The sequence below is a fragment of the Neisseria sicca genome (assembly GCF_014054945.1).
GTDB classification, from domain to species: domain Bacteria; phylum Pseudomonadota; class Gammaproteobacteria; order Burkholderiales; family Neisseriaceae; genus Neisseria; species Neisseria sicca.
In genome coordinates this window covers 2,174,426-2,198,455 of record NZ_CP059566.1, presented here as the reverse complement: position 1 = coordinate 2,198,455, position 24,030 = coordinate 2,174,426, and the positions used below count along the sequence as shown (strand labels likewise).

Sequence of the window (24,030 nt, the reverse complement as noted above, 5' to 3'; positions counted from 1 at the left end):
TTGGCCGTTTTTATTCAAACGCTGATGCAATACATTCACTCAATCGAAGCGGAACGCGACAAGGCTGTCCGAAAGGACATTTGAACAAACAGTCTTCCGGTAAACACGGTTTTCCAAACAAAGAGACGTCGTCTGAAAACAGCAGAAGTTTTTCAGACGACGTCTTTGCTTTTACGCAATGTTTAGAAGCGGTAGTTTACGCTCAGGCGGATATCGCGGCCTGGTTCAGGCAGAGAGCTGGCACCTGCACGCTGGCTGTGCGGCTTGTAGTTTTTATCAAAGACATTGTTGACGGCGAAGTTGACGTTTAGATCATCTTTGCCTGTCGGCTTCCAGTTGGCAAATATATCGTTGACGCCGTAGCCTGCACGGACAACATTCAGAGCTACGTCAGAGCCACGCGAGGTCGGAGCATAGCCTGCATTTTGGACATAACGTCCGCGCCAGCCGATTTCCAGGTTCGGATTGTCGAATTGGTACGACAGACCTGTCGTCCATGTACGTCCCATCGGGATAGCGGTTGTCACGATGTCGGCGGTATCTCCGTTCAGCTTCGGTCTGCTGTAAGCTACGCCTGCGCGGGCGGTCAGACCTTTCCAACGGTAGGCGGCGTTCAGTTCGTAACCTCTGTTTTTCAGCTTGCCGCCGTTATACCAGACGTAGTTTCGCCCTTCTTGGCGGATGGCTTGCACATCTTTGATTTGTTGGTGGAAGTAGCTGCCGGACAGTGTTAGGGCAGAATTCCAGTGGTAGTTAAAGCCAATTTCTGCATTTCGCGAGCGTTCTGCTTTCAAGTCAGGCGATGCAACAATCGGCCTGTTGTTTGCTAAAGCTGCTTCGTACAGGCGGGGGCTGCGGGTTGCATAGTTCAGGCTGGTGTTGATAGAGAATTCGGGAGAAATATCATAAACCAACCCGATGCTTGGATTGAAGTTGCCGTCTGAGTTTTCTGTTTTGCTGCTGGTTTTCATTTTCCAACGGTCATAGCGCAGACCTGTGGTCAGCGTAACCGGTGAGAGATCCCAAATACCTTCAACATATGCGCCTGCATCGTTTTTCTTCTCTCCACCTTCTCCATTTGAGCTACTTTTTTGAGTACGCCAGTTTAATCCGTATTTTAAGGTGTGACGGTCAAATATACGGCTGTCAAGATTCAGGTTGGCTCCGTATGTCCGTACTTCGCCGTCCAATTCATAATTGGGATTGGGGGCTTCGTCGCGTTTTGTATTCAAGCGGTAAACATTGGCTTTGATTTTTTCGATAAAGCCCAAGTTTCCGCCTTTGAATTCCAAGTTGGTGGTGTCTTGGGTCAGCGTGCGGTAACGTGGCGAGTTGTTGGCGGTATTCGGAATACGGTTGCCGTTGGCATCCAAAATGTATTGACCCGTGCGGCGGTCGGTTTGGAATACTTGTGAGAAATCAAACTCCTCGCGCAGAGCGCGCTCCCCATATTGTTTCTCCTGGCGGTGGCTCAATTCAATACGGTTGTCCTCGTTGAAACGATAGCCGATTTTGCCCAGCAAGCCGCGCGAACCCAATGCACTGTTCAAAACCTTATCGCTTCCGAGCAGATTACGGTAGCCTTTGCCTGCTGTGTATTCTTTTTCACGCACGAAATTGCCTGAAACCAAAGCATCAAAACCGCCTGCCTGACCGTAAACGCTTGCGCCGCGCGAATAGCCTTTATTGCTGCTGATACCAGCATTTACTTTGAAACCGACGTTTTGACCTTCTCTCAGTAAGTCTTTGGCTTCAACCGTTTCGGCAACAATCGCGCCGCTGGTTGCGCCGATACCTGCGGAGGCTGAACCCGTACCTTTTTGCACGGCAACGACTTTTACCAATGCGGGGTCGAGCATAAAACGACCGTTGTGGTGGAAAATCTGGCTGTCGGTGTAAGTATCGTCAACTTTATAGTCTATTTGGTCTTGTCCCATACCTCGGATGGTTACCCATTGCGACTGACCGTTGCCGCCGCCGAAACTGATAGAGGGTTCGTTGAACAATACGTCTTTTAAATCAGTGGAAGTCGTTTCTTCCATACGTTTCGTTGTTACACGGTGTGTGGCGCTTGTAGCCTGACCTTTGACGGTAACAGTATCAAGGGTAACGCTTTCTTTCGCTTCGTTTTCCGCGTGGGCAAAGCCGGCGGCGAGTGCCAGTGAAAGCAGGCTGAATCGGAACAGGGGGGAAGTCATGTAAATTTCCTTTTTAGATAAGTTTCAGTTCTTTAAATAAACTATTTATTAATAATAATTTCTATTTATTTTAAAGATAGGATATTATTTTGTAAAGGCGTACATAGGTTTGCATCCATCGTTTCATGCCTTTTGCTGATAGAACCATTTGAAGCTTGCCGACTGGAAAAGTTCATCTGAAAATGCCTGCCTGTTTGAACCGTATTGAGAGATAGTGCGCAATCTGTCATGCCCGTTTTCAGACGACCCCGCATAGAAAATTTTTACTTCTTCCCTTGAATTTATCGGGCCGAACCCTAATTTGCCGCTGTGTTCAGGTAAGTTTGTTGACAAACTTGCCGCCTTATTTTTCAAACCGCATCTGCCGGCTGAAGGCAGATGATTGTTTTCAAACTATTTATCGGAGCATAAAACATGACCATCCGTCCTTTACACGACCGCGTCGTCGTCAAACGCTTGGAAGCTGAAGAGAAAACCGCATCAGGCATCGTCCTGCCGGGCGCAGCCGCCGAAAAACCCGATATGGGCGAAGTAATCGCCGTGGGCGCAGGCAAAATCGGTAAAGACGGCAACCGCCGTCCGCTGGATGTCAAAGTCGGTGACAAAGTCATTTTCGGCAAATACAGCGGCCAAACCGTAAAAGCCGACGGCGAAGAGCTGTTGGTAATGCGCGAAGAAGACATTTTCGGGATTGTGGAATAAGCATTCCGTGCATTCAAAACGACAGGTCGTCTGAAAAGGCATACAAGGTTTTCAGACGACCTCAGACAGAATCAAATGTATTAAATAAATTAGGAGAATCAAAATATGGCAGCAAAAGACGTACAGTTCGGTAACGAAGTCCGCCAAAAAATGGTCAGCGGCGTGAACACTCTGGCAAACGCCGTCCGCGTAACCTTGGGCCCTAAAGGCCGCAACGTAGTGGTTGACCGCGCATTCGGCGGCCCGCACATCACCAAAGACGGCGTTACCGTCGCTAAAGAAATCGAATTGAAAGACAAATTCGAAAACATGGGCGCGCAAATGGTGAAAGAAGTCGCGTCCAAAACCAACGACGTAGCGGGCGACGGTACCACTACCGCCACCGTACTGGCGCAAGCTATCGTTGCCGAAGGCATGAAATACGTGACCGCCGGCATGAACCCGACCGACCTGAAACGCGGTATCGACAAAGCCGTCGCCGCTTTGGTTGAAGAGCTGAAAAACATCGCCAAACCTTGCGACACTTCCAAAGAAATCGCCCAAGTCGGCTCGATTTCCGCCAACTCCGACGAACAAGTCGGCGCGATTATTGCCGAAGCGATGGAAAAAGTCGGCAAAGAAGGCGTGATTACCGTTGAAGACGGCAAATCTTTGGAAAACGAATTGGATGTCGTCGAAGGTATGCAGTTCGACCGCGGCTACTTGTCCCCTTACTTCATCAACGACGCAGAAAAACAAATCGCCGCGCTGGACAATCCGTTTGTTTTGCTGTTCGACAAAAAAATCAGCAACATCCGCGACCTGCTGCCTGTTTTGGAACAAGTGGCAAAAGCCAGCCGTCCGCTGTTGATCATCGCTGAAGACGTAGAAGGCGAAGCCTTGGCGACTTTGGTCGTGAACAACATCCGCGGCATCCTGAAAACCGTTGCCGTTAAAGCCCCGGGCTTCGGCGACCGCCGCAAAGCCATGCTGCAAGACATCGCCATTCTGACCGGCGGTACCGTGATTGCCGAAGAAGTCGGCCTGTCTTTGGAAAAAGCCACTTTGGAAGACTTGGGTCAAGCCAAACGCATCGAAATCGGTAAAGAAAACACCACCATCATCGATGGCTTCGGCGACGCAGCCCAAATCGAAGCGCGTGTTGCCGAAATCCGTCAACAAATCGAAACCGCAACCAGCGATTACGACAAAGAAAAACTGCAAGAGCGCGTTGCCAAACTGGCAGGCGGCGTAGCAGTGATCAAAGTCGGTGCCGCTACCGAAGTCGAAATGAAAGAGAAAAAAGACCGCGTGGAAGACGCGCTGCACGCTACCCGCGCAGCCGTTGAAGAAGGCGTGGTTGCCGGCGGCGGCGTAGCCCTGTTGCGCGCCCGTGCCGCTTTGGAAAACCTGCACACCGGCAATGCCGACCAAGACGCAGGCGTACAAATCGTCTTGCGCGCCATTGAGTCTCCGCTGCGCCAAATCGTTGCCAACGCAGGCGGCGAGCCCAGCGTAGTCGTGAACAAAGTGCTGGAAGGCAAAGGCAACTACGGTTACAACGCAGGCTCCGGCGAATACGGCGACATGATCGAAATGGGCGTACTCGACCCTGCCAAAGTAACCCGTTCCGCGCTGCAACACGCCGCGTCTATCGCCGGCCTGATGCTGACGACCGACTGCATGATTGCCGAAATCCCTGAAGAAAAACCAGCTATGCCTGACATGGGCGGCATGGGTGGAATGGGCGGCATGATGTAAGGTTGCCCAAACCTGAGCGCAAACAAAAACCTGCACGGACAACCGTGCAGGTTTTTTCTTTGGAAGAAGGTTGTCTGAAAACGAGAAGGGTGGATTTTCAGACGACCCCTAGCTTATCTTGCCTGCTCCATAGCAGCCGTTAACGCATTAAAATTTTGCATTAGCGTTGCTTTATCGAACCAGCCAGCCAGTGTAAACAGCTGTATAAAAATCCCTATAATCAGAACCATGCAGCAGAAGTACAAAAGATAGCCTTTGAATATCGTCCAAACTTTAACCTGACCCATTTGCATCAAGCCGACCGCCTGCACCCAAAACACCCAAATCTTCCAAAACATCAACAGAGGCGTAATCTGTGGGACATAAAACACAAGCAGCGCCGGAATCATCAAAGCTTCCGATGCCAAGATGAATCCCCATAAAGGCAGGCGCGGCGCGCCGTTTCTGCTCAAAACATGACGCATCACGCGGCTCAAAATCAGCCACTTTATAACGGTAACCAACACGCCAAAGACAACGGCGGCAGTGCTGACGCCGAGCAAGGTCGACATATCTGCCGCATTAATCATGCCCAACAGCAGCAAAATCGCCAAAATGACAGGCAGCGTATAGAAATAATCAGCAGGATTTTTATAGCGCAGACGCAGAATATCCCACATATCTTTTAAAAAATCATACAACATCAAACAGATATCTTCAGAAACAAAAAAGCGATTGTATCTTAAAACGACACATAGGTCGTCTGAAATCGACAATCCATCCTCGATGGAACAATTATGGGTGCCGATAGTCGATCTCCGGCGGATTTTGTTCAAAATCATCGAAATTTAATTTAAGTTAAAACAAAAGTTTATAAAATATCTCCGCACCATTTCAAAATAAACCTTGCATGAACCCGTTGTTTTTGGTTTAATGCCCACTTCCCTGCAATGCAGATGAAGGCCAGATAGCTCAGTTGGTAGAGCAACGGATTGAAAATCCGTGTGTCGGCGGTTCGATTCCGCCTCTGGCCACCAACAAAACCGCCTAAGGCGGTTATTTTTTATCTCATGCCATCAAGCATCATCAAGCCAATCCCTGTCGATAAGACATCCCACAATTTTCAGTTTCATTCTGTCATCTGACCCTGCCCCTTTCCGCTAATCGAAACGTCTTTTGTATTTGACATACAAAACGAAGGTCGTCTGAAACCTTTCAGACGACCCCATCTGACCAAGGAAACCCATGAACATCACCGTCCTTATCCTCCCGCACGGCATGGTGCGCGTCCTACTGACCGAACAGCTCTACCGCGCCGTCTCCATCCTCCACAACCATCCCTACCACCGCGAATAACAAAAGCCGTACCCGCAGGCAGGCTTCGTGTGTCCACCGCATAAATCGGGCGCAGGCGTGTCTGTTGCGAATTCAATACATCAAGAAATAGTAAACTTAGAGATATTCAGATATTGTTTGAACGCCCGTCATAAGGACGATAAGATACCGACCTCACTTGATAAGGGATTGATTCAGAAACAGTTCGGGCTTGCCGCAGACAACTTCGCCGTATGGTTTTGAAGTGCGAAAGCTTCAATCCCCATTTTGATATCACACAACGATAAAGATGAAATGTCCGGTTTATAGTGAATTAACTTTAAACCAGTACGGCGTTGCCTCGCCTTGCCGTACTATCTGTACTGTCTGCGGCTTCGTCGCCTTGTCCTGATTTAAATTTAATCCACTATATTTTTCGAAAGGGGGCGGAATGAAGGAAATTCAGCGGGGATTTTCTTTGTCTCAACTGGTTTTTACCATCATGATGGTGGGGATTTTAACGTCGATTGCCTACCCGTCTTACCAAAAATATGTTGAAAATACCAAGCTGCAGGAAGTGCGGGCAGCCATGCTGGAAAACGCCCAATTTCTGGAGCGTTTTTATCAAAAAAACGGAAGTTTCAAACAAAGTTCCACCCAATGGCCGGATTTGCCGATTAAGGAAATCGGCGATTTTTGCATCAAGGTGCAAGGCGACGCCAAAGGCACGCCGGACGGGCGGTTTACCCTGAAGGCAGTAGCGCGGTCGGATAAAAATCCCAAGGTATTGAAAATCAACGAAAGCTTTGTCACAGTATCGTGTGAAACGACCGAAAGCACCTGCGAAGACAAGGCGCAGCATTTCGCCAATACGGACAAATCATGCAAGATATTTGAGTCTTGAAGCATCGATAGCAAAAGGTCGTCTGAAACCTAAATTGGTTTGCCGTTGTGCTTTTTCGGTGACAGTGCAGTGAAGGGACAGGTATTGGATAGGGTATCGTTCGTCTTGGGTCAGTTGCGTGTGACTCATATGGAAAGCTTTGATTTACTTAATCTTTAGCCCATAAACCCGCTTGGTGGTTTATGGGCTATAAACGATCAAACCTTACAGACAAGCCATTTCGTTTGCCATTTGCTGTTCTAAGGTTTCGCGTCGGCGGATAAGCCGGTATTCGCTGCCGTCCACCAAGACTTCCGCTGCCCGGTTGCGCGTATTGTAATTGCTTGCCATGCTGGCGCCGTATGCGCCTGCGCTGCGGATAACCAGCAAATCGCCTTCTTCGCAGGCAAGAGTGCGGTCTTTGCCGAGGAAGTCGCCGGTTTCGCAAATCGGGCCGACGATGTTGGCGGTCAGCGGCGGAATATTTTTGGGTTCTACCGCTTCGATACGGTGATACGCGTCATACAGGGCGGGGCGCATGAGGTCGTTCATGGCGGCATCGACCATGACGAAGTTTTTCTCTTCGCCGTGTTTGACGAACTCGACGCGCGCCAGCAAAGATCCTGCGTTGCCGACCAAGCTGCGGCCCGGTTCGAGGATGAGTTTCAGACGACGTGTGCCGATCAGTTTTTGAACCGCTTGGGCATACGCGCCCAAATCGGGGATGGTTTCGTCTTGATAAACGATGCCGACGCCGCCGCCTAAGTCTAAGTGTTCCAAAACGATGCCTTCATCCGCCAATCGGTCGACCAAAATCAAAATGCGCTCGCAGGCTTCGACAAGCGGGCTGAGGTCGGTCAGTTGCGAACCGATGTGGCAGTCGATGCCGATGATTTTTAGGTGGCTTTGGCGGGCGGCATGGCGGTAGGCTTCGAGCGCGTCGGCGTAGGCAATGCCGAATTTGTTGGCTTTCAGACCGGTGGAGATGTAGGGATGGGTTTTGGCATCGACATCGGGGTTGACGCGCAGGGAGACGGATGCGGTTTTGCCCAAGCGTTCGGCAACCTTTTGAATGCGGTCGATTTCGGGAATGCTTTCCATATTGAAGCATTTCACGCCGGCATGAAGCGCGAACTCGATTTCCGCCTCGCTTTTGCCCACGCCTGAAAAGATGGTTTTCGCCGCGTCGCCGCCCGCCGCCAAAACGCGTGCCAATTCGCCGCCAGAGACGATGTCGAAACCGCTGCCCAGCGAGGCGAAGTGTTTGATGATGCTCAGATTGCCGTTTGCCTTGACGGCGTAGCAGACGAGCGGGGAAAGCGCGGCAAACGCGGTTTGGTAGTTTTCAAATGCTTCGGTCAGCGCGGATTGGCTGTACACATAAAGCGGTGTGCCGAATTCTTCGGCAAGGCGGGAATAGGGGACTTGTTCGCAATGCAGGGTCATGTTGGTGAGGTTTAATCGTTGGTTTGATTGGTAGGTTCTTTGGAAGAATGGATTTTCAGGCCGGTTTGGACCACGCCGAAACGCGCCTTGTCGCCTTCTTTGGGCAGGTAGAGGTCGCCTTTGTAACCGCAGGCCGAGAGCAGGAGGGCGGTTGCCGCCGCAAAAAATACGCCGTATTTCATCGGTAAACTTCCTTCATAAGCGCGAATGTGGCAAGATTCGGTATCTTAAACAAAAAACACACAAAAAGCCATGATGACCGAAAGCGAATTCATCCGCATGAGCGAAGAATTGTTCGAACACATCGAAGACCAAATCGACGAAAACGGCTGGGATTTCGACTGCCAGTTTGCCGGAAACGTCCTGACCATCGAAGCGGCGGACGGCACGCAAATCATCGTCAACCGCCACACGCCCAACCAAGAATTGTGGATTGCCGCAAAAAGCGGCGGCTACCATTTCGCCGAGCAAAACGGCAAATGGCTGGCAACGCGCGACGGACGGGATTTCTACGATGTTTTGAACGAAGCACTGAGCGCGGCTTCGGGCGAAGCGGTTGAGATTGCCGAATTGTAAGCCGAAAGGCAGACCATTCAGTAATACCAACGGAAAACAATCAGAAAGAAAATCGTCATGAAATATCTACCCCTTCTGTTACTTGCTGCCACAGCCCCCGCTTTTGCCGGTTCATCCAGCATCTACTTAAACAACGATTACCGACAGGTTTTCGCTACCCCAAGCGGCAATATCTTATGTGGTGGCGACAGCCAAAAGCGCACTAAGACCGGCAAACCCCGAACCAACGATTTGTATTGTTTTATCGGTCTGAATAAAGCTATGCCCAAACGCTGTAACCAACAAGGTGAAGGCTTGGATTTCACGCTGAATGCCAAAGGTAAAGCCACTATGAGCTGCGCGGGTTTCGAATTTGTCCCCTACAATGAAGGCTACGAAGAAACACGCGTACTGAAATACGGTGAAACCATTAGCGGTCAGGGTTGGAGCTGCCGCAGCGGAACATCAGGCTTAAGTTGTCAAAATAACGACGGCCACGGTTTTTCAATCAATCGTAAAGAATACCGCCTGTTTTAATTGTTCGAGCTGTTTCTGTCCTTGGCTGAAGGTCGTTTTCAGACGACCTTTATATGGTATTGAAGTTGGCGGAGCATGAACCAAACTTACAGACTTGGACGATGAATTACTGGACAAAATCCTATCCCGAAAACCTACATAACCCGCACAAAAGGATAACAAAATGCCCCTGTTAGACAGTTTCAAAGTCGACCACACCCGTATGCACGCCCCTGCCGTGCGTGTGGCGAAAACCATGACCACGCCCAAAGGCGACACCATTACCGTATTCGACCTGCGCTTTTGCGTTCCCAACAAAGAAATCCTCTCCGAAAAAGGCATCCACACGCTGGAGCATTTGTTCGCAGGCTTTATGCGCGACCACTTGAACGGCAACGGTGTCGAAATCATCGACATTTCCCCGATGGGCTGCCGTACCGGTTTCTACATGAGCCTCATCGGCACGCCCGATGAGCAGCAGGTCGCCGACGCATGGCTCGCTTCGATGCAGGATGTGGTCAATGTCAAAGACCAAAGCAAAATCCCCGAGTTGAACGAATACCAATGCGGCACCTATCTGATGCACTCGCTCGCCGAAGCGCAGGAAATCGCGCAAAACGTCCTGACGCGCAAAGTGGCGGTGAACAAAAACGAGGATTTGACGCTGGATGAAAGTTTGTTGAACGCTTAAACGTTATGCTTGGAAAAAGGTCGTCTGAAAACGGGAAACCGAGTTTCAGACGACCTTTTGTTTGAATAGAAAAGATGGACAAAGTATAGTGGATTAAATTTAAACCAGTACGGCGTTGCCTCGCCTTGCCGTACTATCTGTACTGTCTGCGGCTTCGTCGCCTTGTCCTGATTTAAATTTAATCCACTATATCTATCGAAGCGGCAAACCGCAGACCGTTTACCGCCCTGCTTTGGTTCCGCCCGGGCCGTACACGGCGCCCCAAGCGGCATCGAGCTGCTGCCCTGCCTGCCTCAATGTTTCCGCCTGTTGGCTTTTCACATTCATCGCCGCCTGAAGCTCGCCCTGCAAGCGGACGATGTCGGCTTGGGCTTTTTGCAGGTGGTATTGCGCATCTTCAAGGTCGCTTTGCAGCGAGATGATTTTGCTGTCGTTGCCGGTTTGCTGTTTCAGGGCGGTGCGGTAGGCGGAACGCGCGTTCATCAGATTGTCTTCCGCGCTGTCTGCCGCTGCGTTCAGCGAAACGCCCAATAATATCAAGGCGATGAGTTTGTTGTTCATAAACATCCTTTGATGCCGTCCCGCGATGTATAGCGGATTAACTTTAAACCAGTACGGCGTTGCCTCGCCTTAGCTCAAAGAGAACGATTCTCTAAGGTGCTGAAGCACCAAGTGAATCGGTTCCGTACTATCTGTACTGTCTGCGGCTTCGGCGCCTTGTCCTGATTTAAATTTAATCCACTATATTAGAGGCTGCCTGAAAACGGAAAAACTATTTTCAGACGACCTTTTTGCTGCGGTAGGCAGTTGGTTAATATTGATAGGCGGCGAGTTTGCGCTTGATTTCGGGCAGGGCGGCGCGGGCGGCTTCTTCACCCAGCTGGATGGCGCGTCGTTTTTGGTCGAAACCGCCGATAGAACCCATCTCCAACACTTGCGGTTTGATCACGACGTTTGCCTGACCCAATTCATGTTGGAGCAGCGGAATGCTCATGACGTTGAACGTTTGGTCGAGGTAAGAGAAAAAGCCTTGGTTGACGTTTTTCACCGGACGGGCGGAAATATCGACGGCGATAATGAAATTGGCGCCTTGTTTTTTAGCCGCGCTGACGGGAACAGGCTGCGACAGACCGCCGTCAACGTATCGGCGGCCGCCAATCATGGTGGGCTGGAACACGTTGGGGATGGACGCGGACGCGCGGACTGCCTGTCCGACGTTGCCTCGGTTGAAGGCGACGGCTTTGCCGCTTTCAAAATCGGTGGCGACGGCGGCGAATTTAATCGGCAATTGCTGGATGGGGCGGTTGCCGACTTTTTGGTTGATGTAGTTTTGCAGTTTTTCGCCTTTGATGAAGCCGCTGCTGGATAGGGTCAGGTCAACCAAGTCGGTTTTGCCCAAAATTTCGGCTTCGAGTTCGAGGCGGTCGGGCGACATGCCTGAAGCGTACAGGCTGCCGACGATGGAGCCTGCGGATGTGCCGGTCACGACTTTGACGGGAATATTGTTTTCTTTCAAGACTTTGATAATGCCGATATGGGCAAAACCTTTGGATGCGCCGCCGCCGAGCGCAAGCGCGACCACGGCTTTGGGCTTGGCGGTATTCGCGGTACGGGTATGCGGCTTGGCATCCGATTTGTCGGAGGTATGGCTCGGACAGGCAGCGAGCATGAGTACGACAGACGCTGTCAGCGTAGTGCGCAGTGTTTGAATCAGCAATGGTTTCATTTTCAGACGACCTTTATAGATGGATTTTTGGTTTGGAACATATTGTCAGCCGAATGGCGCGAAACCTGTCGCGGTATGCGCTCCGTCGTGTTTTTATCGGCGCGGCTGCGGTATAGTGGATTAACTTTAAATCAGAACAAAGCGAGGCAACGCCGTACTGGTTTAAAGTTAATCCACTATAAAGTGGCAGAAAACCTGTTGCCCGCTTGGTCATGAAAACAGGCGGAATCAGGGGAACAGGCAATCTGCCATCCGCCTTGTCAGGCGGCACAAGCGGGAAGTTTAGCGCATCGTTATGCCGAAATCAAAAAAGGTCGTCTGAAACCTGATTTTCGGTTTCAGACGACCTGTTGCTTGCCCGCTTTATCAGGCAGTTTTTAATGCTCCCACTCGACGTGTTCGTTGAGGAAACCGCCGCTCTGGTGCGCCCAGAGTTTGGCGTAGAGGCCTTGTTTTTCGAGGAGTTCGGCGTGGCTGCCTTCTTCGATGATGCGGCCTTTGTCCAAGACGATGAGCCTGTCCATCGCGGCGATGGTGGAGAGGCGGTGGGCGATGGCGATGACGGTTTTGCCGTCCATCATTTTGTCGAGGCTTTCTTGGATGGCGGCTTCGACTTCGGAGTCGAGCGCGCTGGTGGCTTCGTCGAGCAGCAGAATCGGCGCGTCTTTGAGCATGACGCGGGCGATGGCGATGCGTTGGCGTTGGCCGCCGGAGAGTTTCACGCCGCGTTCGCCGACGTGGGCGTCGTAGCCGCGCCGTCCTTTGGCGTCGGAAAGGTTGGGGATGAAGTCGGCGGCTTCGGCGCGTTCGGCGGCGGAAATCATTTCGGCGTCGGTGGCGTCGGGGCGGCCGTAAACGATGTTGTCGCGCACGGAACGGTGCAGCAGCGAGGTGTCTTGCGTGACCAAACCGATTTGGGCGCGCAGGCTTTCTTGGGTCACGCTGTCCACGTTTTGCCCGTCAATCGAAATGGTGCCGCTTTGCGGTTCGTAGAAGCGCAAAAGCAGGTTGACGATGGTGGATTTGCCCGCGCCGCTGCGTCCGATCAGCCCGACTTTTTCACCCGGGCGGATGGTGAGGTTGAAGCCGTTGAGCAGCGGTTTGCCGGCTTCGTAGGAGAAATCGACGTGTTCGAACTTGATTTCGCCTTGCGACACTTTCAGCGGCAGGGCGTTCGGCTTGTCGAGGATGGTTTGCGGTTTGGACAGGGTTGCCATGCCGTCGTTGACGGTGCCGATGTTTTCAAACAATCGGGCGGATTCCCACATGATGTATTGCGACAGGCCGTTGACGCGCAACGCCATAGCGGTGGCGGTGGCAACCGCGCCGACACCGACCTGTCCGTGATACCAAAGCCAGATGCCCAGCGCGGTCGTGCCGGCGGTCAGCGAGCTGTTGACGATGAAGCTGCAAGTGTGCAGGAGCGTCGCCAAACGCATTTGGGCGTGTACCGTAACCATAAATTCTTCCATCGACTGCTTGGCGTAGGCCGCCTCGCGCGCGCCGTGGGAGAAGAGTTTGACGGTGGTGATGTTGGAATAGGCGTCGGTAATGCGGCCGGTCATCAGCGAGCGCGCATCTGCCTGACGCGAAGCGGTTTTGCCGAGCTTGGGAATCAGGAAGCGCATCACTAAGGCGAAGCCAATCATCCAGCCGATAAAGGGCAGCAGCAGCCAGCCGTCGAGCGCGACCAGAATCACGCCGGAGGTGATGAAATACACCAGCACATAAACGACCATGTCGGCAACCGTCATCACCACGTCGCGCAACGCCAGCGCGGTCTGCATGACTTTGGCGGACACGCGGCCGGCAAATTCGTCCTGATAGAAACCGAGGCTCTGCCCCAGCATCAGGCGGTGGAAATTCCAGCGCAGGCGCATGGGGAACACGCCTTGCAGGGTTTGCAGGCGCACGTTGGACGCGAGGAAGGTCCAGAGGGCGAAAAACACCATCATCGCCGCCATCGCCGTCAACGCCCAGCCTTTTTCGGCAAACAGGGTGGCGGGTGTGTATTTGCCGAGCCAGTCCACGACTTTGCCCATAAATTGAAACAGCAGCGCTTCCATGATGCCGATGCCGGCGGTAAACACCGCCAAAACGGCAATCCATTTGCGCAAGCCTTCGATGTTGCTCCAGATAAAACGCCACAGCCCTTTTTCAGGCGTTTTCGGGGCGGCTTCGGGGTAAGGGTCGATTCGGGATTCGAACCATGAGAATATTTTTTGAATCATTGTATTGGGTTTAATTGAGAGAGAATGGATTTCAGACGACCTCTACGGTGGGGACAGGTCGTCTGAAAACAAGTATCGGGAGTTAAAGGCATTATTTTACGGGAAAAACCGGCGGGAAGACACTGTAAGGAAGTCGGGACGGGCAAAGTGCCGTGATTGATGAGGGGTCGTCTGAAACAACGTGCCGATAAGGAATACGGCTTTTATAGTGGATTAACTTTAAACCAGTACGGCGTTGCCTCACCTTAGCTCAAAGAGAACGATTCTCTAAGGTGCTGAAGCACCAAGTGAATCGGTTCCGTACTATCTGTACTGTCTGCGGCTTCGTCGCCTTGTCCTGATTTTTGTTAATCCACTATATATCCGTCCTTATATGGTCAAATCGCCGCTGAAATCCGTATCGAACCCATCGGCGTATCGGCTTATATCCATTCCAATTTTATTTTGAACGGACTGAAGCCAAAAAACAAAACCGAAAAAAATGTGCTTGTTCTCAGGCGTCACGCCGAATATGCCGTCACTTTGATGCGAAATCTGCAGGTCACCCAATATAGACAAGAAGTTGTCCAGATTTTGTCTGATGTCTTCTATCTCGCTTTTTTGAAGTTCCTCAATCAACAGGACTTCATTATCCAGACCAATAATGGTGGGCAACTTGGTCAGTTTTTCATAAATCGCTTTCACAGACATTTTTCAATACCGGTAAACCCGACGCGCGGGATACGGGCGCGGGTAAGGCGGGTAGGGATAGCCGTAGCGGTGTACCGGCTCGCTGTCCTGATAAATGACGGTCGTCCCCGGCGGGGCGTTGACGGTAACGGTTTTGTTGATGGTGGTTTGGGAATGGACGGGCAGGTCGAGGACGGCGGTGCGGCTGTAAGGGGTTTCGGTGTAGAAACAGCCGCCAAGTGCGGTCAGCGTGAAGGCGTAGAGTAGGGGCTTCTTCATGGGTTTCCTTCATTCAAAACGAAACGGTAAGGGGTCGTCTGAAACGTGGCTTCGATCAGTTTGAAACCGTTTTGGGGTTTTCAGACGACCCTTTTTATCGCCAACATCCTTAACTTTAAATACGGCATATCATCAAATTCCGTCATTCCCGCGCAGGCGGGAATCCATCGTAAAACTTGAGAAACCTTGATTTGAAAAACAGTTTCCAAATTTCAAAAATGGATTCCCACCGTAGCCTGTCCTCGCGTAGACGGGGGCGGGAATGACGGTACCCGATAAGTTGCGTATCGAAAATAAAGTCATTTGACTATATCCGGCCGACAGGATGGGCGGCGGTTTTTCAGACGACCTTCCCGCTTACCTTAACACGGTCTTCGTCCAGCGGCCGACCCATTGTTTCTGTTTGGTGTCGATGTCGTTGCGGCTGGGCGAGTCGGTGTGTTTCGGGGCTTGGGCGAACTCGAAGACTTTGGGCAGCGGCGTGTTTTTCACGGCGGGATAGACCCACATTTCGGTCGGCAGGGCTTTTTGCACTTCGCCGCTTTGCAGCCACTGTACGAGTTTCGCCGCCAGCTCGGGCTGTTTCGCGCCTTTCAAGACTGCCGCGCCTTCGACTTGGCGGAATACGCCGCCTTTGAGGAAGAGGTTGCCGGTCGGCGGCACGCTGTATTTGCCTTTGGAGTAGTGGACTTCGGCGGCGGGGCTGGCGGCGTAGCTGACGACAAGCGGGTAGGCGCCGCCGTTTTGGGTGAAGTCGGTGTAATAGGCTTCACTCCAGCCTTTGGCGACTTTTACGCCGTTTTGACGCATCTGCGCCCACCATTTGAACGCACCCTCTTCGCCCATGCCGCCGATGTTCGCCATCAGGAAGGCAAGTCCGGGCGAGGAGGTGGCGGGCGAGGGCGTTACCAGCAGGTTTTTATATTCGGGGCGGGTCAGGTCCTGCAAGGTTTTGGGCAGCGGCAGTTTTTTCTGTTCAAACCATTTTTTGTCGTAGTTGAGGGTAACGTAGCCGTAATTGACTGCCGCGATGACGGGCATTCCTGCTGAAACGGGCGCGGATTTGGGCTGCGCCGCCGCCAGTATGCCTGCTTCGCGCGCTTTGCCGATGTTGGCGTTGTCCAAACCGTAAACCGCGTCGGCAATCGGGTTGGCCTTGCTGAGAATCAGCTTGTTGAGCATTTCGTTGCCGCTGCCCGCCTTGATGACGGAGACTTTGGCGTCGTTGGCTTTTTCAAACTGCGCGATGACGGATTGGGGCAGGCTGAAGGATTTGTGCACGGCAAGGCGCACTTCGGTCTGGGCGGATAAGTTTGCCGAAGCCAGCAAGAGGGCGAGGGCGGATAATTTCAGTTTCATTCTCTAACCTTTGTACGGGTAAAATACGAAACATCATAACAAAATCCGCACCAACACACGACATGAACCTTTCCCCCGTCTGGCTTTTTGACCTCGACAACACGCTGCATAACGCCGATGCAGGCATCTTCTACATCATCAACCGCGCCATGACCGACTACATGGCGCAACGCCTCAAGCTCTCCGAAGAAGCGGCGTCGGACCTGCGTCAGGACTATTGGCACCGATACGGCGCGACGCTTGCCGGCCTGCAAATCCACCATCCCGAAATCGACATCCGCGAATTTCTGCGCGAAAGCCATCCCATCGCGCAAATCTTGGCAAAATTGGAGGGCATGGAGGGAACCGAAAGCGTTTTAGGTCGTCTGAAAGGACGCAAAGCCGTTTTTTCCAACGGCCCTTCGTTTTACGTCCGCGCTATCATCGTGGCATTGGGTTTGGCAAACCGTTTTGACGCACTCCTCGGCACGGACGACTTCGGACTGCGCTACAAGCCCGACCCGCAAGCCTACCTGACCGTCTGCCGCCTGCTCGACGCCCACCCCGAACAGTGCATCATGATCGACGACAGCGCGGACAACCTGCACCAAGCCAAAGAGCTGGGCATGAAAACCGTATGGTTCGGCAGCAAAGCCCATCCCCTGCCCTTTACCGACGCCGTTGCAAAAGATATGCAGGCGCTCGCCGAATGTGCCGAAAAACTGTCGGCACTCGTCTGAAACCTTTACAATATCGGGTTTGAACAACGGCACAAATCCGCCCGACCACAAGGACAACCATCATGCGATACACCGCCCTCATTCTCGCCGCCGCAGCCGCCCTGACCGGCTGTACTTGGGAAACCTACCAAAACGAATCCGGCCACACCTCCCTGCGCCCCAAATACGAAAAAGGCACGCGCATCTATTACGAAGACGGCACCTACTCCCGCGATATGCGTTACAACCAATACCGCCCCGAACGCCGCACCCTCAAACCGCTGCACGGCGACCAAGAAAACGTACGCGGCACAACATGGAACAAACCCCAAGGCGCCGGACACGCCGCGCCCGAAACGCAAACCGAAGAATAATCCGCCCGCAGAGGTCGTCTGAAACCGTTTTTTCCGTTTCAGACGACCTCAAACATAACCGCCATCCCGTTCGTTCCCATATCTGCCGTCCTTCTCAAGGAGAAAACCATGCGTTCCCTCGCCCTGATTTTCGTTGCCGCCGCCATCCTGAGCGGCTGCACCACAGACCGCTACGACTTCGACAGCCGTCCCGCCGACACATCCGCGCGCACGCCTCTGAAACCGACCACACTCGACCGCTTGGAACACGGCAGCCATGCCGACTCGTACCGCTGGAACCCCAAACCCAACAAACCATAACCCCCACGTCCGCACACCGAACCCGAATAAAAAGGTCGTCTGAAATCCAAAATCCCGTTCAGACGACCCCCAAATACCCCCTTCATCAACATTGCATTCGAGAAAGCCCATCATGTCCGCCACACCCCTCAACATCGTCATCCTCGCCGCCGGCAAAGGCACGCGCATGTATTCCAAAATGCCCAAAGTGCTGCACCGCATCGGCGGCAAGCCCATGGTCGAGCGCGTTATCGACACCGCCGCCGCGCTTCATCCGCAAAACATCTGCGTCGTCATCGGACACGGCAAAGACCAAGTTTTGGACACCGTCAAACGCGACGTCGTCTGGGTCGAACAAACCGAACAGCTCGGCACCGGCCACGCCGTCAAAACCGCCCTGCCGCACCTTGCCGCCGAAGGCCGAACGCTGGTGCTGTATGGCGACGTTCCCCTGATTGACACCGCCACCCTCGAAACCCTGCTCGAAGCCGCCGGCAGCGAAGTCGGCCTGTTGACCGACGTTCCCGCCGACCCGACAGGCTTGGGCCGCATCATCCGCGACAGCCAAGGCAGCGTAACCGCCATCGTCGAAGAAAAAGACGCCGACGCCGCCCAAAAAGCCGTCCGCGAAATCAACACAGGCATCCTCGTCCTGCCCAACGCCAAACTCGAAAACTGGCTGAACAGCCTCTCCAGCAACAACGCCCAAGGCGAATACTACCTGACCGACCTCATCGCCAAAGCCGTTGCCGACGGCATCAAAGTCCATCCCGTCCAAGTGCGCGCCTCCCACCTCGCCGCCGGCGTGAACAACAAACTCCAGCTCGCCGAACTCGAACGCATCTTCCAAACCGAACAGGCGCAAGCCCTGCTCAAAGCAGGCGTTACCCTGCGCGACCCCGCCCGCTTCGACTTAAGGGGCCGTCTGAAACACGGACAAGACATCGTGATTGACGTCAACGTCGTCCTCGAAGGCGACATCGAAATCGGCGACAACGTCGAAATCGGCGCAAACTGCGTCATCAAAAACGCCAAAATCGGCGCAAACAGCAAAATCGCCCCCTTCTCCCACTTCGAAGACTGCGAAGTCGGACAAAACAACCAAATCGGCCCCTACGCCCGCCTGCGTCCGCAAGCCCGCCTTTCAGACGACGTACACGTCGGCAACTTCGTCGAAATCAAAAACGCCGCCATCGGCAAAGGCACCAAAGCCAACCACCTCACCTACATCGGCGACGCCGAAGTCGGCAGCAAAACCAACTTCGGCGCAGGCACGATTATTGCCAACTACGACGGCGTGAACAAACACAAAACCGTCATCGGCGACGAAGTCCGCATCGGCTCCAACTGCGTCTTAGTCGCCCCCGTCAAACTCGGCAACAAAGTCACGACAGGCGCAGGCAGCACGATTACCAAAAACGTCGAAGACAACAAACTCGCCCTCGCCCGCGCCCGCCAAACCGTGATCGAAGGCTGGGTGCGCCCGGAAAAAGGGGATAAGAAATAAAGCAGTAAACCGCCCTGCGCAACTCGTTGCAGCAACAGCAATCTGTCCCTTCCCCCGCCTGGCGGGGGGAAGGTTAGGATGGGGGTGGCTTTGCGACTTTAGGTCAAATCAAATTCGTACAACCCGTAGAGCCATCCTCTCCCCAGCCCTCTCCCGCCGGACGGGAGAGGGGGCAGGTTGAAGATAAAAACGAGGTCGTCTGAAAACTCTGAGATTTGGGTTTTAAAGAAACTCGTTCCCGATTTTTTCAGACGACCTCGTTTATTCAATCAATACAGGCTTGGGATAACCTAAGTAGCGTGGGCTTTGCCCACGAAATCTGCTATCTAAAAATCCAAATCAGACAACAGCCGAATGGGCATCCATTTTGTCATTTATCTCGCGGGCAAAGCCCACGCTACGGGTCGTCTGAAAACCCGTTTCAAGTTTGATGCCAAACTAACCCTACACCGACGATAACCATCCGGCGACCGTCCTAATCAGACGAACCCGAAAACCTGAAGAAAAATAAGGAAGATGATGCAATGAAAAAACTGTTTTTGATGATATTCGGATTAATGGTTTCAAATATTTCTATTGCCAATCCGACATATGATGTGACAAACGGGGCTTTACAGAATGATCCCGCATTATGCAGCTATGGGTACAATCCCAACTGCTCGTCGGGCAATACCGCCCCTCCCCCTAAGAAAATCATCTATCACGATGTGGTCATCCCTCCAAAATTCGGGGCTTTGGCTTACAGTCAGAAAGCAGGAATTCTTGCAGGCGCTGTAAATCAAAATTCTCTAGACGCAGCAAAACAGGAAGCAGTCAAACGGTGTCAAAAAAGCAGCCGCAATACGCCGTGTAAAGTTATTGTCTGGGTCAGAAACGGCTGTCTCGCAGCAGCAGAAGGAAAGGTTAAGAACAGATTTCTTGTAACTCAAGCAGGAGGTAATCAGGGAACTGTAGAGCAGGCAGCTTTAAAAAATTGCCAAGATAGGGGAGGGGTAGACTGTAGAATTATTCAGCCTGAAGTATGTGCTCTCCCGTGATTGGTATTTAAAGGAAGATGATGCAATGAAAAAACTGTTTTTGATGATATTCGGATTAATGGTTTCAAATATTTCTATTGCCAATCCGACATATGATGTGACAAACGGGGCTTTACAGAATGATCCCGCATTATGTAGCTATGGGTACAATCCCAACTGCTCTTCGGGTAATACCGCCCCTCCTCCTAAAAAAATTATCTATCACGATGTTTTTGTGCCGCCTAAATTCGGGGCATTTGCTTACAGTCAGAAAGCAGGGCATCTTGCCGGTGCGGTAAACCAGAATTCCCTAGACGCGGCAAAACGTGAGGCCATAAAACAATGCCAAAAAGGCAGTCGCAATACGCCTTGTAAAGTTATTACATGGGTGAGGAACGGTTGTATGGCAGCGGCAGAAGGGAAAACAAAAGACAGATTTGTTTTATCTGATGTGGCAGGAGCACAAGGTACTGTCGAACAGGCAGCTTTAAAAAATTGCCAAGATAGGGGAGGTATAGACTGTAGAATTATTCAGCCTGAAGTGTGTGCTCTCCCGTGATTACTGATAATCAAAAGGTCGTCTGAAAAGTTTCAGACGACCTTTTATTAACCAACGGGCTAGGAATAAACCCAGTCCGTAGCGTGGGCTTTGCCCACGAAATCTACCACCTGACAATCCAAATCAGACAACAGCCGAATGGGCATCCATTTCGGCATTTATCTCGCGGGCAAAGCCCACGCTACTCGTTGCAGCAACGGCAACCTGTCCCTTCCCCCGTCCGGCGGGGGAAGGTTAGGATGGGGGTGGCTTTGTGACTTTAGGTCAAATCAAATTTGTACAACCCATAGAACCACCCTCTCCCCGGCCCTCTCCCGCCGGACGGGAGAGGGGGCAGGTTGCAGATAAAAACGAGGTCGTCTGAAAACTCTGAGATTTGAGTTTTAAAGAAACTCGTTCCCGATTTTTTCAGACGACCTTTTACTCAATCAAAACAGACTTGTGATAACTCAAGTAGCGTGGGCTGCGCCCACGAAATCTTCTATTTAACAATCTAAATCAGATAACAGCTGAATGGGCATCCATTTCGGCATTTATCTCGCGGGCAAAGCCCACGCTACTTGTTGCTGCAACAGCAATCTGTCCCTTCCCCCGTCTAGCGGGGGAAGGTTGGGATGGGGGTGGCTTTGCGATTTTAGGTCAAATCAAATTCGGACAACCCGTAGAGCTACCCTCTCCCCAGCCCTCTCCCGCCGGACGGGAGAGGGGGCAGGTTGCAGATAAAAACGAGGTCGTCTGAAAGCTCTAAGATTTGAGTTTCAGACGACCTTTTGCTATCGATATGCCTCAAGACTCAAATATCTTGCATGATTTGTCCGTATTGGCGAAATGTTGCGCCTTGTCTTCGCAGGTGCTTTCGGTCGTTTCACACGATACTGTGACAAAGCTTTCGTTGATTTTCAATACCTTGGGATTTTTATCCGACCGCGCTACTGCCTTCAGGGTAAACCGCCCGTCCGGCGTGCCTTTGGCGTCGCCTTGCACCTTGATGCAAAAATCGCCGATTTCCTTAATCGGCAAATCCGGCCATTGGGTGGAACTTTGTTTGAAACTTCCGTTTTTTTGATAAAAACGCTCCAGAAATTGGGCGTTTTCCAGCATGGCTGCCCGCACTTCCTGCAGCTTGGTATTTTCAACATATTTTTGGTAAGACGGGTAGGCAATCGACGTTAAAATCCCCACCATCATGATGGTAAAAACCAGTTGAGACAAAGAAAATCCCCGCTGAATTTCCTTCATTCCGCCCCCTTTCGAAAAATAAACCGGACATTTCATCTTTATCGTTATGTGATATCAAAATGGGGATTGAAGCTTTCGCACTTCAAAACCATACGGCGAAGTTGCCTGCGGCAAGCCCGAACTGTTTCTGAATCAATCCCTTATAAAATGAGGTCGGTATCTTATCGTCCTTATGGCGGGCATTCAAACAATATCTGAATATTTCCTAGTTTACTATTTCTTGATGTATTGAATTCGCAACAGGCACGCCTGCGCCCGATTTATGCGGTGGACACACGAAGCCTGCCTGCGGGTACGGCTTTTGCTATTCACGGTGGTAGGGATGGTTGTGGAGGATGGAAACGGCGCGGTAGAGCTGTTCGGTCAGCAGAACACGCACCATGCCGTGCGGGAGAGTGAGGCTGGAGAGGCGCATCATCATGCGGGCTTGTTGTTTGAGGTGGTCGGTCATGCCGTCGGCGCCGCCGATGACGAAGCAGACGTGTTCGCCGTTTTGCTGCCAGCTTTTGAGGTGTTCCGCCAGCTCGACGGAGGTCGGGGCTTTGCCGCGTTCGTCGAGGACGACGAGGAATGCGCCTTGGGGGATGGCTTCGAGGATGCGTTTTTCTTCCGCCGCCATGCCTTGTGCGGCGTTGACGCCTGCGCCGCGTTTTTCGGGTTTGATTTCTTTGAGGGTGTAGGCGACGTCGCGTCCGAAGCGTTTGGCGTATTCGCCGACGGCTTCGTCCACCCAGCGGGGCATTTTGGTGCCGACGGCGAGGACGGTGATGTTCATGGGTTTCCTTGGTCGGATGGGGTCGTCTGAAAGTTTTCAGACGACCTTTTGGTTTGAATGATGGTGAAACGGGATTCTTGAATCCGATATTTTTATTGTTCGGTCAAGGGGTCGTCTGAAAACTTCGGTTTGGGCAAAGGGGGGTAGGGCGTGCGCAATAAAGCCGTCTGTATGCACAGACGGCTTGGGATGATGGCTTAGTCGGCGGCATGCCAGGGTTTTTGCGCGCCGGCGTGGAAGCTGGGTTTTTCGCCGCCCCAGAGGGTGTCGATGTCGTAGAAGTCGCGGACGGCGGGCAGCATGACGTGGACGACGAGGTCGCCTGCGTCAACGAGCGTCCATTCGCCGCTGTCGCCTTCGGTGCTGAGGATTTCGAAGCCGGCTTCTTTGAGGCTGACGGCGACGTTGTTGGCGAGGGCTTTGACTTGGCGGGTGCTGTCGCCGCTGGCGATGATCATGCGGGCGAACAGTGAGGTTTTTTCTTGGGTTTGGAGGACGGAGATGTCTTTGGCTTTGATGTCTTCGAGGGCTTCGACGGCGGTTTCGACCATTTTTTGCAGGTCTTGCAGTTCTTGTTCGTTCATTGTTTTCCTAATGGTGGGAATGAAATAGGGTTTGGACGGTATTATAACTTATCTGTATGAATTTACGCTATTTTCCGCTTTGGTACAGTTTGTGTTCGCGGATGTAGCGGGCGACTTGGGGCGGGAGGTCGTCTGAAAGTCTGCCGCTTTGGAGGGTTTGGCGGATTTGGGTGGAGGAGGTGTTGTGCAGGGGGGCGTTGAGGATGCGGACGCTGCCGTTTTGGAGGGCTTCGCCCAGCCAGGCGTGGAGTTCGCGCGGGGTTTGGTTGAGGTTGTCGCCTTGGCGCATGGCGACGGTGATGTGGGTTTGGCGTACGAGGGTCTGCCATTTTTTCCAAGTGTGCAGTTTCATGAGGCTGTCGCTGCCCATAAGCCACCAAAGTTGGGCGGCGGGGAATTGCTGGCGGAAGATTTGGACGGTGTCGAAGGTGTACGTCGCGCCTTCGCGGACGATGTCGCAGTCGCTGGCGGCGAAGCGGGGGTCGTCGGCGATGGCGAGTTCGGTCATGATGAGGCGGTCTTGGGCACAGGCGCGGGACGGGTCTTTGTGGTAGGGGTCGCCTGCGGGCAGGAAGACGACGGTGTCGAGTCCGATTTCGTCGGCGAAGGCGCGGGCGATGTGGAGGTGGCCGTTGTGGATGGGGTCGAAGGTGCCGCCGAAAAGTCCGATGTTTTTCATGGGTGTCCTTGGGTGTGGGGTGTGCGCTCTGT

At 52.5% G+C, this 24,030-nt stretch carries 27 protein-coding genes, 1 tRNA gene and 3 pseudogenes; 14 read left to right on the top strand and 17 right to left on the bottom strand.

Going from position 1 to position 24,030, the window contains the following annotated elements:
* Positions 1-182: 182 nt before the first annotated feature.
* Positions 183-2,198 (bottom strand): TonB-dependent receptor domain-containing protein, encoded by a 2,016-nt coding sequence (locus tag H3L95_RS10490; RefSeq protein WP_003755672.1) that lies wholly within the window; start codon positions 2,196-2,198, stop codon positions 183-185.
* A gap of 414 nt (positions 2,199-2,612) precedes the next feature.
* On the opposite strand from H3L95_RS10490, the gene groES reads away from it, so the two are divergent.
* Entirely contained in the window at positions 2,613-2,900 is a 288-nt protein-coding gene (groES, locus tag H3L95_RS10485) for a co-chaperone GroES (RefSeq protein WP_003755668.1), read from the top strand.
* 105 nt (positions 2,901-3,005) lie between these two features.
* Positions 3,006-4,640 carry a chaperonin GroEL gene (groL, locus tag H3L95_RS10480; RefSeq protein ID WP_045074096.1) on the top strand — a complete coding sequence of 545 codons (1,635 nt, stop codon included), beginning with the start codon at positions 3,006-3,008 and terminating at the stop codon, positions 4,638-4,640.
* 113 nt (positions 4,641-4,753) lie between these two features.
* On the opposite strand, the gene H3L95_RS10475 is transcribed toward groL, so the two are convergent.
* The gene (locus H3L95_RS10475) at positions 4,754-5,323 is read right to left on the bottom strand and encodes a hypothetical protein (protein ID WP_003755661.1); all 570 of its coding nucleotides are present in this window, start codon (positions 5,321-5,323) and stop codon (positions 4,754-4,756) included.
* A 257-nt stretch (positions 5,324-5,580) separates the two neighbouring features.
* Here H3L95_RS10475 and H3L95_RS10470 point away from each other — a divergent pair.
* Together H3L95_RS10470 and H3L95_RS10465 are read left to right on the top strand one after the other, a co-directional pair.
* Positions 5,581-5,656 (top strand) — tRNA-Phe (locus H3L95_RS10470).
* Positions 5,657-5,879: 223 nt separating this feature from the next.
* Positions 5,880-5,975 (top strand): annotated as a pseudogene (locus tag H3L95_RS10465) (23S rRNA (pseudouridine(1915)-N(3))-methyltransferase RlmH); the annotation flags it as partial.
* 285 nt (positions 5,976-6,260) lie between these two features.
* Here the strand turns inward: H3L95_RS10465 and H3L95_RS14245 are convergent.
* Positions 6,261-6,368 (bottom strand): annotated as a pseudogene (locus tag H3L95_RS14245) (IS5/IS1182 family transposase); the annotation flags it as partial.
* 16 nt (positions 6,369-6,384) lie between these two features.
* Between H3L95_RS14245 and H3L95_RS10460 the strand changes: the two are divergent.
* Positions 6,385-6,837: a type IV pilin protein gene (locus H3L95_RS10460; RefSeq protein WP_003755655.1), complete on the top strand. Its 453-nt coding sequence runs from the start codon at positions 6,385-6,387 to the stop codon at positions 6,835-6,837.
* A gap of 204 nt (positions 6,838-7,041) precedes the next feature.
* On the opposite strand, the gene lysA is transcribed toward H3L95_RS10460, so the two are convergent.
* Positions 7,042-8,262 carry a diaminopimelate decarboxylase gene (gene lysA / locus H3L95_RS10455; RefSeq protein WP_003755651.1) on the bottom strand — a complete coding sequence of 407 codons (1,221 nt, stop codon included), beginning with the start codon at positions 8,260-8,262 and terminating at the stop codon, positions 7,042-7,044.
* A gap of 11 nt (positions 8,263-8,273) precedes the next feature.
* Positions 8,274-8,444 carry an LPS translocon maturation chaperone LptM gene (gene lptM / locus H3L95_RS10450; protein ID WP_003755649.1) on the bottom strand — a complete coding sequence of 57 codons (171 nt, stop codon included), beginning with the start codon at positions 8,442-8,444 and terminating at the stop codon, positions 8,274-8,276.
* Positions 8,445-8,514: 70 nt separating this feature from the next.
* On the opposite strand from lptM, the gene cyaY reads away from it, so the two are divergent.
* From cyaY to luxS, 3 genes are all read left to right on the top strand, one after another.
* The gene (gene cyaY / locus H3L95_RS10445; protein WP_003755648.1) at positions 8,515-8,838 is read left to right on the top strand and encodes an iron donor protein CyaY; all 324 of its coding nucleotides are present in this window, start codon (positions 8,515-8,517) and stop codon (positions 8,836-8,838) included.
* Positions 8,839-8,895: 57 nt separating this feature from the next.
* The gene (locus H3L95_RS10440) at positions 8,896-9,354 is read left to right on the top strand and encodes a DUF6636 domain-containing protein (RefSeq protein WP_003755647.1); all 459 of its coding nucleotides are present in this window, start codon (positions 8,896-8,898) and stop codon (positions 9,352-9,354) included.
* Between the two features lie 163 nt (positions 9,355-9,517).
* Positions 9,518-10,024, top strand: a complete 507-nt coding sequence (luxS, locus tag H3L95_RS10435) for an S-ribosylhomocysteine lyase (protein WP_003755643.1) — start codon at positions 9,518-9,520, stop codon at positions 10,022-10,024.
* A gap of 77 nt (positions 10,025-10,101) precedes the next feature.
* Here the strand turns inward: luxS and H3L95_RS10430 are convergent.
* From H3L95_RS10430 to H3L95_RS10395, 7 genes and pseudogenes are all read right to left on the bottom strand, one after another.
* Positions 10,102-10,221: pseudogene (locus tag H3L95_RS10430) on the bottom strand (IS5/IS1182 family transposase); the annotation flags it as partial.
* A 22-nt stretch (positions 10,222-10,243) separates the two neighbouring features.
* Complete coding sequence (locus H3L95_RS10425; protein WP_040667920.1) at positions 10,244-10,585, bottom strand: hypothetical protein; 342 nt, start codon at positions 10,583-10,585, stop codon at positions 10,244-10,246.
* Between the two features lie 250 nt (positions 10,586-10,835).
* Positions 10,836-11,750 (bottom strand): patatin-like phospholipase family protein, encoded by a 915-nt coding sequence (locus H3L95_RS10420; protein WP_003755634.1) that lies wholly within the window; start codon positions 11,748-11,750, stop codon positions 10,836-10,838.
* Between the two features lie 377 nt (positions 11,751-12,127).
* On the bottom strand, positions 12,128-13,981 hold the full coding sequence (locus H3L95_RS10415; RefSeq protein WP_003755630.1) for an ABC transporter ATP-binding protein: 1,854 nt from the start codon (positions 13,979-13,981) through the stop codon (positions 12,128-12,130).
* Positions 13,982-14,350: 369 nt separating this feature from the next.
* Positions 14,351-14,671, bottom strand: a complete 321-nt coding sequence (locus H3L95_RS10405) for a hypothetical protein (protein ID WP_003755626.1) — start codon at positions 14,669-14,671, stop codon at positions 14,351-14,353.
* Positions 14,672-14,674: 3 nt separating this feature from the next.
* Positions 14,675-14,929, bottom strand: a complete 255-nt coding sequence (locus tag H3L95_RS10400) for a hypothetical protein (RefSeq protein ID WP_003755624.1) — start codon at positions 14,927-14,929, stop codon at positions 14,675-14,677.
* Between the two features lie 357 nt (positions 14,930-15,286).
* The gene (locus tag H3L95_RS10395) at positions 15,287-16,288 is read right to left on the bottom strand and encodes a thiamine ABC transporter substrate-binding protein (RefSeq protein ID WP_003755620.1); all 1,002 of its coding nucleotides are present in this window, start codon (positions 16,286-16,288) and stop codon (positions 15,287-15,289) included.
* A gap of 62 nt (positions 16,289-16,350) precedes the next feature.
* Here H3L95_RS10395 and H3L95_RS10390 point away from each other — a divergent pair, with 62 nt between their 5' ends.
* From H3L95_RS10390 to glmU, 4 genes are all read left to right on the top strand, one after another.
* Complete coding sequence (locus tag H3L95_RS10390) at positions 16,351-17,007, top strand: pyrimidine 5'-nucleotidase (RefSeq protein WP_003755618.1); 657 nt, start codon at positions 16,351-16,353, stop codon at positions 17,005-17,007.
* 62 nt (positions 17,008-17,069) lie between these two features.
* A complete protein-coding gene (locus tag H3L95_RS10385) occupies positions 17,070-17,360 on the top strand; it encodes a hypothetical protein (RefSeq protein WP_003755616.1) in 291 nt (96 codons plus the stop codon).
* 108 nt (positions 17,361-17,468) lie between these two features.
* Positions 17,469-17,660 carry a hypothetical protein gene (locus tag H3L95_RS10380; protein WP_040667918.1) on the top strand — a complete coding sequence of 64 codons (192 nt, stop codon included), beginning with the start codon at positions 17,469-17,471 and terminating at the stop codon, positions 17,658-17,660.
* A 112-nt stretch (positions 17,661-17,772) separates the two neighbouring features.
* Complete coding sequence (gene glmU / locus H3L95_RS10375; RefSeq protein WP_003755615.1) at positions 17,773-19,146, top strand: bifunctional UDP-N-acetylglucosamine diphosphorylase/glucosamine-1-phosphate N-acetyltransferase GlmU; 1,374 nt, start codon at positions 17,773-17,775, stop codon at positions 19,144-19,146.
* Between the two features lie 98 nt (positions 19,147-19,244).
* Here the strand turns inward: glmU and H3L95_RS10370 are convergent, their stop codons facing one another.
* Positions 19,245-19,415: a hypothetical protein gene (locus H3L95_RS10370; protein ID WP_164907877.1), complete on the bottom strand. Its 171-nt coding sequence runs from the start codon at positions 19,413-19,415 to the stop codon at positions 19,245-19,247.
* 255 nt (positions 19,416-19,670) lie between these two features.
* Here H3L95_RS10370 and H3L95_RS10365 point away from each other — a divergent pair, with 255 nt between their 5' ends.
* Together H3L95_RS10365 and H3L95_RS10360 are read left to right on the top strand one after the other, a co-directional pair.
* On the top strand, positions 19,671-20,183 hold the full coding sequence (locus H3L95_RS10365; protein ID WP_003755611.1) for a DUF4189 domain-containing protein: 513 nt from the start codon (positions 19,671-19,673) through the stop codon (positions 20,181-20,183).
* A gap of 25 nt (positions 20,184-20,208) precedes the next feature.
* Complete coding sequence (locus tag H3L95_RS10360; protein WP_040667916.1) at positions 20,209-20,721, top strand: DUF4189 domain-containing protein; 513 nt, start codon at positions 20,209-20,211, stop codon at positions 20,719-20,721.
* 786 nt (positions 20,722-21,507) lie between these two features.
* On the opposite strand, the gene H3L95_RS10355 is transcribed toward H3L95_RS10360, so the two are convergent.
* From H3L95_RS10355 to nadD, 4 genes are all read right to left on the bottom strand, one after another.
* On the bottom strand, positions 21,508-21,960 hold the full coding sequence (locus tag H3L95_RS10355) for a type IV pilin protein (RefSeq protein ID WP_003755655.1): 453 nt from the start codon (positions 21,958-21,960) through the stop codon (positions 21,508-21,510).
* A 304-nt stretch (positions 21,961-22,264) separates the two neighbouring features.
* Positions 22,265-22,735 (bottom strand): 23S rRNA (pseudouridine(1915)-N(3))-methyltransferase RlmH, encoded by a 471-nt coding sequence (rlmH, locus tag H3L95_RS10350; RefSeq protein WP_003760957.1) that lies wholly within the window; start codon positions 22,733-22,735, stop codon positions 22,265-22,267.
* A gap of 197 nt (positions 22,736-22,932) precedes the next feature.
* Positions 22,933-23,319 (bottom strand): ribosome silencing factor, encoded by a 387-nt coding sequence (gene rsfS / locus H3L95_RS10345; RefSeq protein ID WP_003760959.1) that lies wholly within the window; start codon positions 23,317-23,319, stop codon positions 22,933-22,935.
* Between the two features lie 67 nt (positions 23,320-23,386).
* Positions 23,387-23,998: a nicotinate-nucleotide adenylyltransferase gene (gene nadD / locus H3L95_RS10340; RefSeq protein ID WP_003760961.1), complete on the bottom strand. Its 612-nt coding sequence runs from the start codon at positions 23,996-23,998 to the stop codon at positions 23,387-23,389.
* Positions 23,999-24,030: the final 32 nt, after the last annotated feature.